The sequence below is a fragment of the Sphingomonas sp. dw_22 genome (assembly GCF_018449795.1).
Lineage (GTDB): Bacteria > Pseudomonadota > Alphaproteobacteria > Sphingomonadales > Sphingomonadaceae > Sphingomonas.
The window spans coordinates 19,986-35,631 of the sequence record NZ_JAAVVE010000015.1 but is presented as its reverse complement, the minus strand read 5'-3'; the positions used below and the strand labels follow the sequence as shown (position 1 = coordinate 35,631).

The 15,646-nt window shown below is 67.5% G+C and carries 18 protein-coding genes and 1 pseudogene; 9 read left to right on the top strand and 10 right to left on the bottom strand.

Annotation, left to right across the window (positions count from 1 at the left end):
- Positions 1-8: 8 nt before the first annotated feature.
- A complete protein-coding gene (locus HB724_RS09100; protein ID WP_213980609.1) occupies positions 9-2,366 on the bottom strand; it encodes an EAL domain-containing protein in 2,358 nt (785 codons plus the stop codon).
- Positions 2,367-2,651: 285 nt separating this feature from the next.
- Entirely contained in the window at positions 2,652-4,421 is a 1,770-nt protein-coding gene (locus HB724_RS09095) for a fatty acyl-AMP ligase (RefSeq protein ID WP_213980608.1), read from the bottom strand.
- A 122-nt stretch (positions 4,422-4,543) separates the two neighbouring features.
- Between HB724_RS09095 and HB724_RS09090 the strand changes: the two genes are divergently transcribed.
- From HB724_RS09090 to HB724_RS20715, 5 genes and pseudogenes are all read left to right on the top strand, one after another.
- The gene (locus HB724_RS09090) at positions 4,544-5,086 is read left to right on the top strand and encodes a RecX family transcriptional regulator (protein WP_213980607.1); all 543 of its coding nucleotides are present in this window, start codon (positions 4,544-4,546) and stop codon (positions 5,084-5,086) included.
- Between the two features lie 78 nt (positions 5,087-5,164).
- Positions 5,165-5,749 (top strand): cold shock protein, encoded by a 585-nt coding sequence (locus HB724_RS09085; protein WP_213980606.1) that lies wholly within the window; start codon positions 5,165-5,167, stop codon positions 5,747-5,749.
- A 7-nt stretch (positions 5,750-5,756) separates the two neighbouring features.
- A complete protein-coding gene (locus HB724_RS09080; RefSeq protein WP_213980605.1) occupies positions 5,757-6,257 on the top strand; it encodes a DUF192 domain-containing protein in 501 nt (166 codons plus the stop codon).
- Between the two features lie 289 nt (positions 6,258-6,546).
- On the top strand, positions 6,547-6,939 hold the full coding sequence (locus tag HB724_RS09075; RefSeq protein ID WP_213980604.1) for an NADH:ubiquinone oxidoreductase subunit NDUFA12: 393 nt from the start codon (positions 6,547-6,549) through the stop codon (positions 6,937-6,939).
- Positions 6,936-7,367 (top strand): annotated as a pseudogene (locus HB724_RS20715) (DUF2155 domain-containing protein); the annotation flags it as partial. The gene HB724_RS09075 and the pseudogene HB724_RS20715, both read left to right, overlap by 4 nt.
- Positions 7,368-7,402: 35 nt before the next feature.
- On the opposite strand, the gene aat reads toward HB724_RS20715, so the two are convergent.
- The 3 genes from aat to HB724_RS09055 form a co-directional block, all read right to left on the bottom strand.
- The gene (aat, locus tag HB724_RS09065; RefSeq protein WP_213980603.1) at positions 7,403-8,149 is read right to left on the bottom strand and encodes a leucyl/phenylalanyl-tRNA--protein transferase; all 747 of its coding nucleotides are present in this window, start codon (positions 8,147-8,149) and stop codon (positions 7,403-7,405) included.
- A gap of 7 nt (positions 8,150-8,156) precedes the next feature.
- The gene (locus HB724_RS09060) at positions 8,157-8,879 is read right to left on the bottom strand and encodes a ParA family protein (protein ID WP_346344702.1); all 723 of its coding nucleotides are present in this window, start codon (positions 8,877-8,879) and stop codon (positions 8,157-8,159) included.
- Between the two features lie 90 nt (positions 8,880-8,969).
- Positions 8,970-9,353 (bottom strand): hypothetical protein, encoded by a 384-nt coding sequence (locus HB724_RS09055; protein ID WP_213980601.1) that lies wholly within the window; start codon positions 9,351-9,353, stop codon positions 8,970-8,972.
- Between the two features lie 250 nt (positions 9,354-9,603).
- Between HB724_RS09055 and HB724_RS09050 the strand changes: the two genes are divergently transcribed.
- Entirely contained in the window at positions 9,604-10,107 is a 504-nt protein-coding gene (locus HB724_RS09050; protein ID WP_213980600.1) for a hypothetical protein, read from the top strand.
- Between the two features lie 44 nt (positions 10,108-10,151).
- Here HB724_RS09050 and HB724_RS09045 read toward each other — a convergent pair whose 3' ends face one another.
- The 4 genes from HB724_RS09045 to HB724_RS09030 all read right to left on the bottom strand — a co-directional run bounded on the left by HB724_RS09045 (position 10,152) and on the right by HB724_RS09030 (position 12,986).
- On the bottom strand, positions 10,152-11,642 hold the full coding sequence (locus tag HB724_RS09045) for a VWA domain-containing protein (RefSeq protein WP_256731410.1): 1,491 nt from the start codon (positions 11,640-11,642) through the stop codon (positions 10,152-10,154).
- Positions 11,643-11,842: 200 nt separating this feature from the next.
- Entirely contained in the window at positions 11,843-12,337 is a 495-nt protein-coding gene (locus HB724_RS09040) for a DNA-deoxyinosine glycosylase (protein ID WP_256731421.1), read from the bottom strand.
- Positions 12,338-12,339: 2 nt separating this feature from the next.
- Positions 12,340-12,726, bottom strand: a complete 387-nt coding sequence (locus tag HB724_RS09035) for a type II toxin-antitoxin system VapC family toxin (RefSeq protein WP_213980597.1) — start codon at positions 12,724-12,726, stop codon at positions 12,340-12,342.
- On the bottom strand, positions 12,723-12,986 hold the full coding sequence (locus HB724_RS09030) for a type II toxin-antitoxin system VapB family antitoxin (RefSeq protein WP_213980596.1): 264 nt from the start codon (positions 12,984-12,986) through the stop codon (positions 12,723-12,725). The genes HB724_RS09035 and HB724_RS09030 overlap by 4 nt, the downstream gene beginning before the upstream one ends.
- Positions 12,987-13,055: 69 nt before the next feature.
- Between HB724_RS09030 and HB724_RS09025 the strand changes: the two genes are divergently transcribed.
- Entirely contained in the window at positions 13,056-13,391 is a 336-nt protein-coding gene (locus HB724_RS09025; RefSeq protein ID WP_213980595.1) for a DUF962 domain-containing protein, read from the top strand.
- On the opposite strand, the gene HB724_RS09020 is transcribed toward HB724_RS09025, so the two are convergent.
- Complete coding sequence (locus HB724_RS09020; protein ID WP_213980594.1) at positions 13,378-13,845, bottom strand: class I SAM-dependent methyltransferase; 468 nt, start codon at positions 13,843-13,845, stop codon at positions 13,378-13,380. The two genes, HB724_RS09025 and HB724_RS09020, sit on opposite strands and share 14 nt — an antisense overlap.
- 173 nt (positions 13,846-14,018) lie before the next feature.
- On the opposite strand from HB724_RS09020, the gene HB724_RS09015 reads away from it, so the two are divergent.
- Entirely contained in the window at positions 14,019-15,011 is a 993-nt protein-coding gene (locus tag HB724_RS09015; RefSeq protein WP_213980593.1) for a cysteine synthase A, read from the top strand.
- A gap of 50 nt (positions 15,012-15,061) precedes the next feature.
- On the top strand, positions 15,062-15,394 hold the full coding sequence (locus HB724_RS09010; protein ID WP_213980592.1) for a hypothetical protein: 333 nt from the start codon (positions 15,062-15,064) through the stop codon (positions 15,392-15,394).
- Positions 15,395-15,646: the final 252 nt, after the last annotated feature.

Below are 15,646 nucleotides of genomic sequence, written 5' to 3'. Positions count from 1 at the left end.
TGCGAAGGTCAGGCGGCGACGCTGCCGCCCCCGCGATGCGTGGCGAGCCCCCGAGCCTCCTGGACCGGCAGCGGCCGCCCGAAATAATAGCCCTGGACCTTGGTGCAGCCGAGCTCCTGGACCATCAGATGCTCCTCCTCGGTCTCCACCCCCTCGGCGGTGGTGGCCATGCCGAGGCTGCCGGCGAGCGCGACGACGGCGCGGATGATCGCGATCGGCTCCTTGCGGCCCTTGGACGCGCCCTGGACGAAGCTGCGATCGATCTTGATCGACGAGAAGCGCGTGCGCGCGAGATAGCCGAGCGACGAATAGCCGGTGCCGAAATCGTCGAGGCTCAGCCGGATGCCCAGATCGAGGATCTTTTCAAGCACCTGGATCGCCGCCGTGCCCTCACGCATGAACACGCTTTCGGTGACTTCGAGCTCCAACCGGTCGGCCGACAGGCCCGACTGGGCCAGCGCATTGGCGACGACGCCGACAAAGGCCGGATTGTGGAGTTGATCGGGGCTGACGTTCACGGCGATGCGCACCGGCATGTCCCAGGTCGCGGCCTCGGCGCAGGCGGTGCGCAGCACCCATTCGCCGATCGGGGCGATCAGCCGCGCCTCCTCGGCCAGCGGCACGAACTTGGCGGGGGAGATGTTGCCCAGTGTCGGATGGGTCCAGCGCAGCAGCGCCTCGAAGCCGGTCAGGCTGCCGGTGCGGGCATCCACCACCGGCTGGTAGTTAAGGTGCATCTCGCCATTCTCGACCGCGCTGCGCAGCGCGATCTCCAGCACGCGACGTTCCTCGGCGGCGAGGTGGAGCTGGGGCTCATAGGCGTGGAACGATCCGCCGCCGGCATCCTTCGAGCGATAGAGGGCGAGATCGGCGGAGCGGATCAGCATCTCCGCGGTGCGCCCGTCGCGCGGCCCCATGGCGAGGCCGACCGAGGCGCCGATGTAAAGCGTGTGCTGGTCCACCTCATAGGGGGCGGAGAGCTTCTCGATGATCGTCTGCGCCAGTTGCTCGACGCGCGCGGTGTCGCCGGCGTCGCGGACGACGACGGCGAACTCGTCGCCGCCTAGGCGGCCGATCATCTCGTTATCGGTCATCAGATGCTTGAGCCGTTCGGACACGCGGCCGAGCAGCCGGTCGCCGATCGGATGGCCGAGCGTATCGTTGACCGCCTTGAAGCGATCGAGATCGATCATCATGAAGGCGCAGCGCGACGACCATTTGTCGGCATCCGCCATCGCCTTGCCCAGCGCCTCGTTGATGAGCAGCCGGTTGGGCAGGCCGGTGAGCGTGTCGAACCGCGCCATCTTGTTGATCTTGTCGGTCGAGCGGCGCTGTTCGGTGACGTCCGAGCCGACGCCGCGGAAGCCGATGAACACACCGCGCTCGTCGAAGCGCGGGCTGGCGGACATTTCCCACCAGCGCTCCTCATTCTCGACGAAGACCGGGAGCAGCAGGTCGCGGAAGGGCTCGCGGCCCTTCAGCTTCTCGGCGAGCTCGCGCAAGCCGGCGGCGAAATTGCCGTCCTCCCAGGTCGGCCCGGCGAGCACCTGGAGGAAGGGCATGCCGTTGATCGTCTTGGGATCGACCCCGAGCGACAGGGCGAAGCGGGGATTGGCGCGGGCGACGCGGCGCTGCGCATCGATCTCCCACAGCCAGTCCGAGCCCGAATCCTCGAACTCGCGCAGCAGCAGGCTCACCGTCTCGTCACGCTCGGCGAGCGCGATCTCGCCGGCGCGGATCACCACCAGCGCCTTGCCGCGGCCGAACGTGGTCATGGCGAGCAGCACGGTGAACAGGGCGGCGGCGGCGGCGAGCACCGGCGAGGCGATGAGCAGCAGCGTCGCGGTGATCGCCGCGCCGATGATCGAGACGAAGGTGATCGTGGCGAGCGGCAGCGCCGCCATGGCGACGGCCGAGGCGGTCATCAGCAGCGAAAGCACGATCCACAGACCGAGCGCGGCATCGGCATCGGCGGCGTGGCCGAAGGCGAGCGGGGCGATCGACCAGACCGCGCCCAGCGCGATGCCGTCGATCACGGTGGCGCGGACATCGTGGAGCGTCGCGGTGACCGCGTTGCGGTGGCGCTTCGACAGGCGGCGGAAGACGACGAAGGTGGCGACCGCGGCGACCAGCGCGCCCCAGCTCGCCAGCTGCCAGAGGGGGATGAGCGGCGCGAGGATCAGCGTGAGGAGCGCCGCGCCGACGACATTGGCGGCGAGCATGAACAGCGCGAGCTGGCTGCCGGCATGAAGCTGGGCGGCGCGGATCGGCCCCCAATCGGTCGTATCCGCAGGATCGTGCAGCCCGAGCAGGGCTCGCACGTCGATGCGCGGCTTGGCAAATTGCGAAGTCGTCTGGCTGGTCACCCACTTCGGATAGCCGAGCGGTGGTTAGCGAGAGGTTAGATTCGCCGCCGGAATGAAGCGTTTTTTGGCGGTTCGTCGCGTCCGTTGCCCGGCACAGCGAGCTTCTACCCCGGGGCGAGCCTGGCTTTCGTCACCCCGGCCGAAGTGCCGGGGTCCACCGGGATGCTGGGAGAGCCGCTGGAGGCGCGAGGGGCTCGCTCGCGGAGGAGTGGACCCCGGCACTTCGGCCGGGGTGACGGCGGGGTTTAGCGGCTATTATTCTCTCGGGGCGAACGCAGACCCGGCCTACGCCGCCAGGGCGTAGGGCTTGATCTCGCCGTTCAGGTAGAGGTTGCGCGCCTTGGCGCGGCTGAGCTTGCCCGAGCTGGTGCGCGGCAGCGTGCGCGGCGGCACGAGCTCGACCACGCAGTTCATGCCGGTGACCGAACGGACGCGCTCGCGGATCTCGTCGCGCAGGCGCAGGCGCTCCTTCTCATCGGAAGTGCGGCACTGGACGAGCACCGCCGGCGTCTCCTCGCCGCCCGGCGTGGTGATCGCGAAGGCGGCGATGTCGCCCTGCTTGAAGCCGGGAAGCTGCTCGACCGCCCATTCGATATCCTGCGGCCAGTGGTTGCGGCCGTTGATGATGATCATGTCCTTGGCGCGGCCGACGATGTAGATATAGCCGTCCGACATATAGCCCATGTCGCCGGTATCGAGCCACCCGTCGACCAGGCAGGCGTCGGTCGCTTCTTGGTCGCGGAAATAGCCGACCATCACCGACGGCCCCTTGCACCACACCTTGCCGATCGCCTTGTCGGGGAGCGGGGTGCCGTCTTCCTCGCGGATCTCGATCTTCATGTCGCGTGCGGGGACGCCGCAATTGACGATGGCGCGGAAGCGCTGGGGGCGATCGGCGCGGGAAACGCCGCCCGAAAGCTGGGTCTCCTCGACCAGCTCGACGATGATGCCTTCGCCCGGCGGCATGATCGACACCGCCAGCGTCGCCTCGGCCAGGCCATAGCTGGGCAGGAAGGCCGAAGCCTTGAAGCCGGCATCGGCGAAGGCGTCGACGAACGACTGCATCACGTCCGGGCGGATCATGTCGGCGCCGTTGCCCGCCACGCGCCAGCGCGACAGGTCGAAGCGGTCGCTCGCCTTGGTCTGGCTCGACATGCGGCGCGCGCAGATATCGTAGCCGAAGGTCGGCGAATAGGAGAGGGTGTTGCCGGGATTGCGGCTGATGAGGTCGAGCCACGCCAGCGGACGCCGCGCGAAATCCTCGGTCTTCAGATAATCGGTCGAGACCTGGTTGGCGACGATCGACAGGAAGCAGCCCACCAGCCCCATGTCGTGATACCAGGGCAGCCACGAGACGCAGCGATCACCGTCGGTGACGTTCATGCCATGGCTGTGCGCCGCCAGATTGTTGAGCAGCGCATTGTGGGTAATCGCGACGCCGTGCGGGAAGCGCGTCGAGCCGCTCGAATATTGCAGATAGGCGATGTCGCCGGTCTTCGCCTCGGGCAGCTCCGCCTCGGGCGCTGCGCGCTGGCCGAACTCGGCCCAGTCCACGCCCGCCACGCCGGATATGCGTGCGGCCTCGGCGCACATCGCGCCGATTTCGGGCGGGTAGATCAGCATGACGGGATCGCAGCTGTCGAGCTGGACGCGGAGCTGGTCGATATAGCTTTGCGCGCCGCCGAAGGAGGTGGGCAGCGGCAGCGGCACCGGCCAGGCGCCGGCATAGACCACGCCGAAGAACAGCGAGGCGAATTCGATGCCCGTCTCGGCGACCAGCGCGACGCGCTCCTGCGGCTTCACGCCCGCGGCGATCAGCCGGCGCGCCTGGACCAGCGCGTCCTCGCGCAGCTCGGAAAAGGGATAGGGGCGGACCAGATTGCCGCGCGCATCATGGAAATTGAGCCCGCGAACGCCCCGGGCGGCATAATCCAGCGCCTCGCCAAGCGTCGCGAAATCAGCGAGCCGGCGTGGCAGCCTGTCGTCGGTGGGCGTCGGAGCGGGCATTCCCGTCTCCGCGTTTCTCTCGAGCGATCCCGTGTCTTCCAAAACCATTCTTTTCTCGTGCCCCTGTGAGATAACAGGCCGTTGTGCCCCCACAACGCATCGATTTAGCGACCGGCTCTGCTACGCACTGTCGTTCAAAATCGGTTGCCACTGTGGCACAATCATGGCGCATGTCCCGACCCCAGCGCCCCAGGCCCCCGTTGCAGCCCTCCGATGTCGAGCGTCTCGCGCTGCGTTATGTCGAGCGGTTCGCCACCACGCGCACCCGATTGTCCGATTATCTGAAGCGCAAGATCCGCGAGCGTGGCTGGGCCGGCGACGATCCGCCGGACACGGAGGCGCTGGCCGGGCGGATGGCGGAGCTGGGTTATGTCGACGACCGCGCCTTTGCCGAGGCGCGCGCCGGGGCGATGGGCAGGCGCGGGCTGGGCGCGCGCCGCATCGGCCAGGCGCTGCGCCATGCGGGGATCGAAAGCGAGGATGCGGAGGCGATCGCCCCGGCCATCGAGGCCGATGCGGAGGCGAGCGCGGTCGCCTTCGCCCGGAGGCGGCGGATCGGTCCATTCTCGCACGAAATCGCCGACCGCCCGCTCCGGGAAAAGCAGCTCGCGGCGATGCTCCGCGCCGGCCATGCCCTTGATCTCGCCCGGAAGATCGTCCGGATGGCGCCGGGCGAAAGCGTCGAGGCATTGCTTGCCCCGGACCGGGACTAGGGCCGGCCCGAACCTTCACAAACCAATTCCCCTTTTCGGCAATGCTGTGTTAATGTTGACGGCTTGGGGGATAACAAAATGCGTGCTGAGCAACAGCTTGCGACGAATCATTACGCGATGGCCGCGGAGGATGCCGCGCCCTTCGAGGCCGAAGGCGCCGACGAGGCGCAGATTTATTCCGGCGTCGTCAAATGGTTCGACGTTACTCGGGGCTTCGGTTTCCTCGTCGCGGACGATGCCGGGGCCGGGGACATATTGATCCACTTCACCGTGCTGCAGGAGCATGGCCGGCGCAGCCTTCCGGAGGGTGCGCGGGTCGAATGCGTGGCGGTGCAGCGCCAGCGCGGGCTCCAGGCGCGCGAGATCCGCTCGATCGATCTCAGCCAGGCGATCGAGCCGCCCAAGCGGCCTGCCGAGCGTGCGGAGCGGCTCCGGATGATCGAGGAGGCCGGCCCCTATGAGCCCGTCTCGGTCAAATGGTTCAATCGGCTGAAAGGTTATGGATTCCTGGTGCGCGACAGCGACACCGCCGATATATTCGTCCATATGGAGACGCTGCGGCGCGCCGAGATCGAGGAGGTCGAACCCGGCCAGCCGCTCCGCGCACGCATCGTCGCGGGCGAACGTGGGCCGCTTGCCGTGGCGGTCGAAAGGACCGATTGAGTCGATGATGGTAAAGCGTAGGTTCGGCGCGGCGCTTGTCGCCGCGGCGCTGCTCGTGTCCGGTGCGTGCAAGAGCGATCCCGGCGCCAATGCCGCCGGCATGCAGGCCGCGGCCAGGATTCCCCTCACGATCCAGACCGGCGCGGGCCCCAGGCAGTTCAGCGTCGAAGTCGCGCGCACGCCGGAGCAGCAGGAGCGCGGGCTGATGTACCGCACCCATATCCCGGCGGACGGCGGCATGATCTTCACGCCCTATCCCGGAGACGGCGGCCCCCCGCGCGAGGCGAGCTTCTGGATGAAGAACACGCCGAGCCCGCTCGACATCATCTTCATCCGCCCCGACGGCACGATCGCCCGGATCGCGGACAATGCCGTGCCCTATTCGGAGACGCCGGTGAAATCGGGCGAGCCGGTGGGCGCCGTGCTGGAGATCAACGGCGGAAGGGCCGCCGAACTGGGCATCGCGCCCGGCGACAAGGTAAGCTGGGCGGGGCAGGGCGGGGAATAGCCTGAGTCGGGCGCGGATCGGCTTTCAGACTGATGACGCCGATACTCTCTCCTTTGTCACCCCGGCCTTGTGCCGGGGTCCACCCATCCGTGAGCGAGCCCCTCACGGCTCAAAGCGGCTCACCCGGCCTCCCGGTGGACCCCGGCACTTCGGCCGGGGTGACGGTTGAGTTTTGGCGGCCGTCGTCCTGACTTCAACGGCGGGGAGGCGCAGGAACACGGCGGATCGCCTGTCGCTCCAGGCAGGAATCGAATTGCCTCCGCCCGCCCGGTCACGCTAAGGGGCGCGCATGGGAATCCTCAAGTCGATCTTCACCTGGTGGGAAGGCGCCACCTTCGGAACCTGGATGGGCCTTCGCGGCAAGAGCAGGGTGGGCGAGGATTCGCTCGGCAACCTCTATTATGAGGGCGGCACCGATCCGAACGGGATCGCGCGCCGCTGGGTGATCTACAAGGGCTCGAACGACGCGAGCCGAGTCGCCCCCGAATGGTTCAGCTGGCTGCACCACCAGATCGAGGAAGCGCCCGATCAGGCGCTGCCCGCACCGCGTGCCTGGGAAAAGCCCTGGGAGCCGAACCACACCGGCAGCGAACTCGCCTATCGTCCGCCCGGCGCGCTCGAAGTCGGCGGGCACCGCGCCCGCGCCACCGGCGATTACGAGGCCTGGGCGCCCGACGCATGACCTTTCGTGCCGGACACGCAGCGGCAGCGCTGCTGCTCGGCCTGGGCGCATGTTCCGGCGGCAACCAGCCCCAGGCGGGCGGGAATGCGAGCGGCGACATCGTCGTCACCAGCGACCCGTCCGGCAATCGCACGGGTGCGGAAGCGGTGGCCATCGGACCTGACGGCAGCGCGATCGACGCCGCGGCGACTCCGATGCAGGAGCGCGTCGCCGTGCTCGGCATCCTCAACAAGCGCAACGGCGAGGCGCGCGAGTTCAAGCTGAAGCCCGGCCAGGCGGCGCGCATCGACGATGTGATCGTGCGGCTGCGCGCCTGCGAGCGCACCGCGCCCTGGGAAACCGATCAGCTCACCGGCGCCTTCGTCCAGCTCGACGTGCAGCAGCCGGACAAGAACTATCGCCGCGTCTTCTCGGGCTGGCTCTACAAGGAACGCCCGGCGCTCAATGTCGTCCAGCACCCGATCTACGATGTGTGGCCCAAGAGCTGCGAGATGACTTTCCGGGACAGCGGCCCGGATACGGTGCCCGCCACGTCGCCCTCGGAAGGCAACCGGTCGATCGAGAAGAAGTCGCCGTCCACCGAAGGCGCGCCCAGCGAGAGCCCCGCCGAAGTCTCCCCGAGCGCCGCGCCCAGCAACGCGATATAATCGTCGCGCGGAATCTCGACCGCGCCGAGCGTGGCGAGATGCTCGGTCTGGAACTGGCAATCGAGCAGGGTGAAGCCGCCCGCCTTCAGCCGCGCGACAAGATGCGCGAAGGCGACCTTCGATGCGTCGCGCACCCGCGTCACCATCGATTCGCCGAAAAAGGCGGGGCCCAGCGCCAGCCCGTAGAGCCCGCCGGCCAGCCGGTCGCCGTCCCAGCATTCGATCGAATGGGCGAAGCCGCGGCGGTGCAGCTCGATGAAGACGCGCTCGATCGGGCCGCTGATCCAGGTATCGGGCCGGTCCTCGGCACTCTCCGCGCATAGCCGGATGATCGCTTCGAATGCAGTGTCGACGGTCACGCGGAAGCGGTCGGAAAGGATCGTTTTCTTCAGCGAGCGCGAGAGGTGGAAGTCGTCCAGCGGCAATATCCCGCGCAGCTTGGGCTCCACCCAATAGACGCTGGCGGCGATGCGGTGATCGGCCATCGGGAAGACGCCCATCGCATAGGCGCGCAGAACCAGGTCCGGGTCGAGATCCTGTTCCTGGCGGATATGGTGCGTCACATCGTCCTTAACGCTTGGTGGCCAGCCGGCGTTCGATCGCCTGCCACAGATTGGCGAAGGCCTGGGCGCTCGCGGTGCGCGGCGCGAAGGCGCCCACGGCCTGGCGCCGCGCGGCGACGGCCTCGATCACGCTCGCGGCGGGGACGACCGGCCAGTCGGGATTGCGGGCCAGCGCCTCGGCATGGAGCTTGCGGCGGCGATCGACCATCGAATGGACCGGCATCAGCGGCGTCTTGCCCTTCAGATGCGCGGCCACTTCCTCGAACGCGCGCTCCGAAAGCGGCGAGGGGACGACGGGCACCACGATCAGGTCCGCGGCGCGCATCACCTGCTCGCTCGTCTCGGTCAGGCCCGGCGGGCAATCGAGCAGGATGCGGTCATAGGTCGCAGCGAGGTCGCCGAGCAGATTGCCCAGCCGCTTCTTCTTGTCGAGGTCGTGGAAGAGCTGGTCGAGCCCGCGCAGCGAAGTGTCGGCGGCAATCAGGTCGAGCCGGGGCGTCTCGGTCGGCTGGACCAGCTTGGCTGCGGCGACATCCTTGGAGAAGATCGCCTGCGCCTTGTGCCGGGAAGCGCCGTCGCCGCCGAGCAGGAAGGTGGACGCCGCCTGGGGATCGAGATCCCAGAGCAGCGTGGTGCGCGCGGACTTGACGGCGGAAACCCAGGCCAGATTGACCGCCAGCGTCGTCTTACCGACGCCGCCCTTCAGACTGTAGACCGCGATCGTCGGCACTCGATTCGCTCCTCCGCGGTCCCTAGCTGGCATGAAAAAGGTCCGGCGGGAATGCCCGCCGGACCCGGAATTACGGCCTTTTGCCCAGTATCAGGTGTGGCAGGTCTTGGAGCCCTTGCCCGGCAGCGTGACTTCGACGCTCTTGGGCGTGCCGGTCAGCTTGTAGCCGCCATCGGCGACATAGGGCTCGCCGGCGTTCGGCGCCTTGAGCATGGTCACGGTGCCGCCCTTCTCGGTGCGGACGGTGACCTGCTTGTCGCCCTGGAAGAATTCGACATAGATCAGGCTGTTGTCGCCGCAGCGCAGCGTCTTGCTCGCCGCGACGGCGGGCGGCAGCTCGACCTTCGGCGCGTTCTTCAGCGCTTCCGCCATGGGATCGGGCGCGCGGCTGTCGACTTCCTCGGGCTTGTTTTCACAAGCCGCCAGCGAGAGGAGCGCGGCGGCGGCAAAGGCGATGGGGGAGGGGTTCTTCATAGCGAAAGTTGCTTTTCCTTGAGTCGCAAGAATCGTCAAGCGATTCCGGATATAAAGTCACACAATATTTGTGCGGCGCAGCGTGAATTTCCACATATTGCGCGGATCGCTGCCCCACGGGGCGCCCAGTGGAATAGCCGCATGTCCCCGATACGTCCGGGCATGATTTTTTTGGGGCAGGCGGATCGAATCTTTCGCCCCGATTCGGGACGCTTGACCGGACCGGCCGAGATGCGCAGGGATTCGGCACATGCTGGAGAAACCGATGATGCGCTTCCTGTTGCTGGCCATGCCGCTGCTGCTCGCCGGATGCGGTTCCGATGAGAGCGTGGAAAATGCCGCGAACGCCACGGCGCCGGTGCTGCGCAAGGGGCCGATGCTGGGCAGCGTCGACCTGTCGCAGCCGGTGCGGGCAAGCGGCGCCGCGCCCTTCTGGGCGATCGAGATCGCGCCAGGGAGCATCACCTATGCCGATCGCGCCGGGGCAGGGGGAACCCTCACCGATTTCTATCCGGTCTCGCCCCGGGTTGATGCCGATCGCGCGGTCTTCCCCACCCAGACGCCCGAGGGCGCGCCGGTGACGATCACCCTGACGCGCGCCGCATGCGGGGAAAAGGACGCGCCGCTCACCGCGGAAGTGAAGATCGGCGCCCGCACCTTGACCGGATGCGCGTGGCCGAAGCCGGCCGGCGAGAACGACGCGGAGCCAGGCAACGCCAGCGCGGCGCCTGAGAACGGCAGCGCCGGCGGCTGAGGCGTATCGTTCCGCCGATATTTTGGGGGGCATATCGGCGCTCCTTAAAGCGGCCGCGTTTCCGCATTCGCGGTTCGGGCGGGGCGGCTGCGGGATTGGGCTAGATCGACCAGGTCCAGGAACTCCCGGCGCCACTGGCTCTGGCTGCCGAAGCCCCATTGCGTGCCCGCCAGGCGGCGGATGTCGGCATAGCTCCAGTCGCCGAGCAGCGTGTCGCCGCGCGGCTTCTGCGCGAAGCCGGCGACCGAGACCGCGAATGCCAGGTCGCCGCTCGGCAAGGGGGCCGCGCGCAGCAGCGACGCCGCGACCGGGCGCTCGATGAGGCGCGACGTGTCGCCGTTCGGCAGCTTGTAGCGCAGCTTGACCGTGGCGAGCTCGCCGGCGGCGGCATCGGGAAGGGCGCCGCCACGCTGGTTGCCGGCATAGCGGCGCTCGGGCAGCCAGCCCTTGGTGCCCGCGGGGACGATCTCGTAGAGCGCGGTCACTTGATGCCCCGCGCCGATCTCGCCCGCATCGACCTTGTCGTTGGCGAAATCCTCTTCCTTCAGCGCGCGATTCTCATAGCCGATCAGGCGATATTGGCTGACCTCGGCCGGATTGAACTCGACCTGGACCTTCACGTCCTTGGCGATGGTGAAGAGCGTGGAGGAAAGCTCCTCGTCCAGCACTTTCCGCGCTTCGGATGCGCTGTCGATATAGGCGTAGTTGCCGTTCCCCTTGTCGGCGACCGACTCCATCATCGCATCGTTGAGATTGCCCTGGCCGAAGCCGAGCGTGGTGAGGGTGATGCCGTCGTCGCGGTTCCGCTCGATCAGCTCCTCGAGCTCCTTCTGGTCGGTGATGCCGATATTGAAGTCGCCATCGGTGGCCAGGATCACGCGGTTGATCCCCTCGGGCCGGAACGTGGCGCGCGCGGTGGCATAAGCGAGCTGGATGCCTTCGCCGCCCGCGGTCGATCCGCCGGCCTGGAGATCGTCGAGCGCGGCCTTGATCTGTCGCGGATCGCTGGTCGGCGGCAGCACCAGACCCGCGGCGCCGGCATAGACGACGATCGAGACGCTGTCCTGCGGCCGCAGATTCCCGGCGAGCATTGCCAGCGCCGATTTGACCAGCGGCAGCTTGTCGGGCTCGTCCATCGATCCCGAGACGTCGATCAGGAAGACGAGGTTCGCGGGCGGACGTGCGCTGCGGGCGAGGTCATAGCCGCGAAGCCCGACGCGAAGCAGGCGGGTGTCCGGGTTCCACGGCGTCTGCGCGACGTCGGTGGTGATGCTGAACGGCGCGCCGCGATCGCCCGGCAGCGGATAATCATAGCGGAAATAATTGACGAGCTCCTCGGCGCGGACGGCGTCCTTCGGGGGAAACTGGCCCTGGTTCAGGAAGCGGCGGACATTGGCATAGGCTGCGGTATCGACATCGACCGCGAAGGTGGAGACGGGCGCGTCCGCCACGGCCCGGACGGGGGAGATGTCGTTCGCCTTGTACTTCTCGGCGCTTTCGGGCGGCAGCGCCGCCATCTCCTCGGGAAGGGACATTTCATAGCTGGGGGAGCGGCTCGAGGTGCTTGAACTGCCCGGTTCGGCGCTGCATCCGGCGAGGGTGACCGAAACAATCGCACTTGAAATCAGGAACTTGACGCGCATTGCATTCTCTCCTGCCTTAATCTAGCCGTAATTGTGGCATGATTGTGGCGGAGCCGGCAAGGAAAACCTACTCGGCGGGTGGGAATAGGGATTCAGCCCGTCAAATGCGCACGCAGCGCTTCCCAGGCGGGCAGCTTGGCGGTGAGGCCGATCGTGTGGAGCGGGCTGCTCGAGGGCAAGGCGACGATTGCGTAGCGCGCGCCCGCGGGGCCGAGCTGCTTCAGTCCGTGGCGCAGCGCGGTGCCGCCGTTGAAGGCGATCGCGCGCAACCGGGGCAGGGTGGCGGCGAGCGCGGCGATGTTATGCCCTTCGATGTCGCGGATCGCGGCGTCGGTGCTGCCCGGCCGCGTCGCGCTGGCGACCACGTCCCACAGCCCGATATGCGCGCCGAGCAAGGCGGCGAGGCGGTCGTCATAGGGCAGCGAGGCCAGGTCGCGCCCGGCAGCTGGCGAGATCAGCCGCCAGAACTGGTTCTGCGGATGCGCATAATAGCGCTGCTCGGCCAGCGAGCGCTCGCCGGGCAGGCTGCCCAGCACGAGCAGGCGGACGTCGGGGTCCACGACGGGCGGGAAGCTATGCTTGCGCATCTTCAAGCGGCGATGATGTCGGTCCGCGCGAAATCGTCGCCCTTGTAGAGCAAGGGCTGCCCGGTCGCCCTGGCGAGCGCATAGGCGAAGCAGTCGCCGAAATTCAGGCGGGCGGAGTGGCCCGAACCCATGCCGAACTTGCGATACGCCTCATGGCCGATCCGGGCCTGCTCGACTGTGACCGGCGCGATCGCAAGGCTGAATTCCGCCGCCAGCACGTCGAGTGCCTGTTGATAGTCGCGATTGCCGCGAACCTGGACGGCGGACAGCTCGATCCACGAGCCCGCCGAAACCTGACGGACGGAGGCGCGGGCCAATTTTTCGACGAACGCCGGCCTTTCGGGCTCGTCTATCAATATCGCCATGATCGCCGAGGTATCGACGATCATTTCGGGAGGCCGTCCTCGTAGATCTCGTCCATGATCTCCTTGGAAGTCTTGCCGCGCCACTCCTCGGGCATGTTGCGCTGGAACTCGGCGACGATGGCGTTGACCCGCGCGATCCTCGCCTGGATTTCCTCCTCGCGGCGCGCCAGTTCCTGCTCGAGCGCGGCCTTGATCGCCTTGGTCACGGGTTGGCCAGTGGCATCGGCGAGCTCGCGGGCAAGGCGAATGGTATCGGCATCCTTGATGTTGAGTTGCGCGCCCATTTCTACCTCCTGGCGCAGGCTTTATACCATGGCTTGCAAGGGAGCGGAAGGCGGGTGTAGCCTCCCTACATGGCGCGCACGATCACGCGATACCGCGACTTCTGGCCCTATTACCTGCGCGAGCATGCGCGGCCCGCCACCCGCACGCTCCACTATATCGGCACCGCGCTGACCTTCGTGTTCCTGATCGTCGCGATCCGATCGGGCGGCTGGTGGTGGGCATTGCTGCCGATCGCCGGCTATGGCTTTGCCTGGGGCGCGCATTTCGGCGTGGAGAAGAACCGGCCGGCGACCTTCACCTATCCGCTCTGGTCGCTCTTCTCGGACTATCGCATGTTCTTCCTGTGGCTCGGCGGAAGGCTGGGGCCGCATCTGGCGCGGGCCGGGATCGTCAGGGCGCGCTGAGGACGAAGCCGGCGCACACCCGGTCGAGCGCCGTGCCCAGCGGGCTGCACGGATAGGGGCGGGGCTCGGACAGCAGGACGAGATCCGCGGCGCCGTCATGCTCGGCGGCGAGCGCGGCGATCGGTTCGCCGATTTCGAAGACGATGCTGGTGCTGGGATGCGCCTCGCTCTCGGCGCGGTGTCGGGCATGGCGGACATGGCCGGGGGAGGGATCGACGCCGCGTGCTTCGATCGAGACGAAGCCGAGCTCGCGTGCCCGGGCGGCGGCGCGCAGCAGCCGGTCCCCGCGGCCGCAGGCGAGATCGAGGATGCGGATCGAGCGATGCCCCCGATGCCGCCATTCGGCGAGGCGGGAGGCGATCTGGGCGTGGCTGGGGCCTTGCCCGGGGTCGTCGGAATCGTCCGCGGTGTGCGCCGGTCGGAACAGGCCGGCCAGGCTGAAATGCGGTGTCACGCCTTGCTTCTCCAGATTGCGTCGGAGAACGGAATTAGGGGAGCCGCGCGTAAAGCTTCGAGAGGAATTGCGCGCGCCGGCATAGCGTTTCCATAAAGCACGCAACGCGATCTTCGCATCGGCGCATCAGCGCTTGCTTGCGGCGAGCGCGGTTGCGCCCCTATCTAGCGGCCATGCATGCGACCCCCGACACGCTGGCGCTCATTGGCAATACGCCGATGGTGCGCCTGAAAGGCCCTAGCGAGGCCAGCGGCTGCGACATCTTCGGCAAGTGCGAGTTCGCTAATCCCGGCGCTTCGGTGAAGGACCGCGCGGCGCTGTTCATCGTCCAGGATGCCGAGGAGCGCGGCGCGATCCAGCCCGGCGGGACGATCGTGGAAGGGACGGCGGGCAATACCGGCATCGGCCTGGCGCTGGTCGGCAATGCCAAGGGTTACAAGACGATCATCGTCATGCCCGAGACCCAATCGCGCGAGAAGATGGACACGCTGCGCGCGCTGGGCGCCGAGCTGGTGCTGGTGCCGGCCGCGCCCTATTCGAACCCCGGCCATTTCGTCCACACCTCGCGCCGCATCGCCGAGGAGACGCCCAACGCGATCTGGGCCAACCAGTTCGACAATATCGCCAATCGCCGCGCGCATATCGTCGGCACCGCCGAGGAGATCTGGGCGCAGATGGATGGCCGGATCGACGGCTTCACCTGCGCGGCGGGCACCGGCGGCACGTTCGCCGGCGTCGGACTGGGCCTCAAGTCCAAGGACGAGAAGGTCTGCATCGCGCTCAGCGACCCCTATGGCGCGGCGCTGTACGAATATTATGCGCATGGCGAGCTGAAGTCCGAAGGCTCGTCGGTGGCCGAGGGTATCGGGCAGGGGCGGATCACCGCCAATCTGGAAGGCGCGCCGGTCGACACCCAGTTCCGCATCTCCGATGAGGAAGGGATGGAATGGGTCCGCCGGCTGCTGGCCGAGGAGGGGCTGTGCCTGGGGCTGTCCTCGGGCATCAACGTGGCGGGCGCGGTACGGCTCGCGCGGGAGCTTGGGCCGGGCAAGCGGATCGCGACGATCCTCGCCGATACCGGCTTCCGCTATCTCTCGACGCTCTACAATGGCGAGTGGCTGAAGGCCAAGGGACTGCCCGTCCTGCCCTGGCTCGGGCAGGGCTGAGCCTGTCGCTCGACACGGGCGGGATAACCCGTTACATTTATGCCACAGGTATGAAGTCGGGATCGCACCAAGACTCTGCCCAGGCGATGCAGAGAATTCGCGTCGGCATGACCGGTCTAGGGATCGTGTTGGTGCTGATCGCGGTGGTGAGCGTTGTCTTCTCCTCCGCCAATCGCGAGCAGCCGGTCTCCGCGATCGGCGCGTCGAATGCGATGGTGGTGGCGAATCTCTCCGACGGCGCGTCTCCGGGTGCACTCGACAAGAAGGATGAGCCGCTCGCCGAACTGGGCGTTGCTCCCAGCACGGAATCGACCGAATCCGTCAACGCGGCGGAAATCGCCCGGCGCGAGGAAGCCCGGCGGCGCGACGAGGCGCAGCACTAGGTTCGGCGTTCGGCGGACGACACGCTCCTTCCTTCGTCACCCCGGCCGAAGTGCCGGGGTCCACTCGTCCGCGAGCGAGCACCTCCAAATTCTAGCGGCCCTCCCAGAAGCACGGTGGACCCCGGCACTTCGGCCGGGGTGACGATATGTCGCGATGGAACATCGCCGGGGCTGCGCCGAATGGCGATCTCAAGCCTGGTTTCCCGGGCAGAACGGGGACGCGGCCCCACCTCTTCAGGAATTATACTTGAA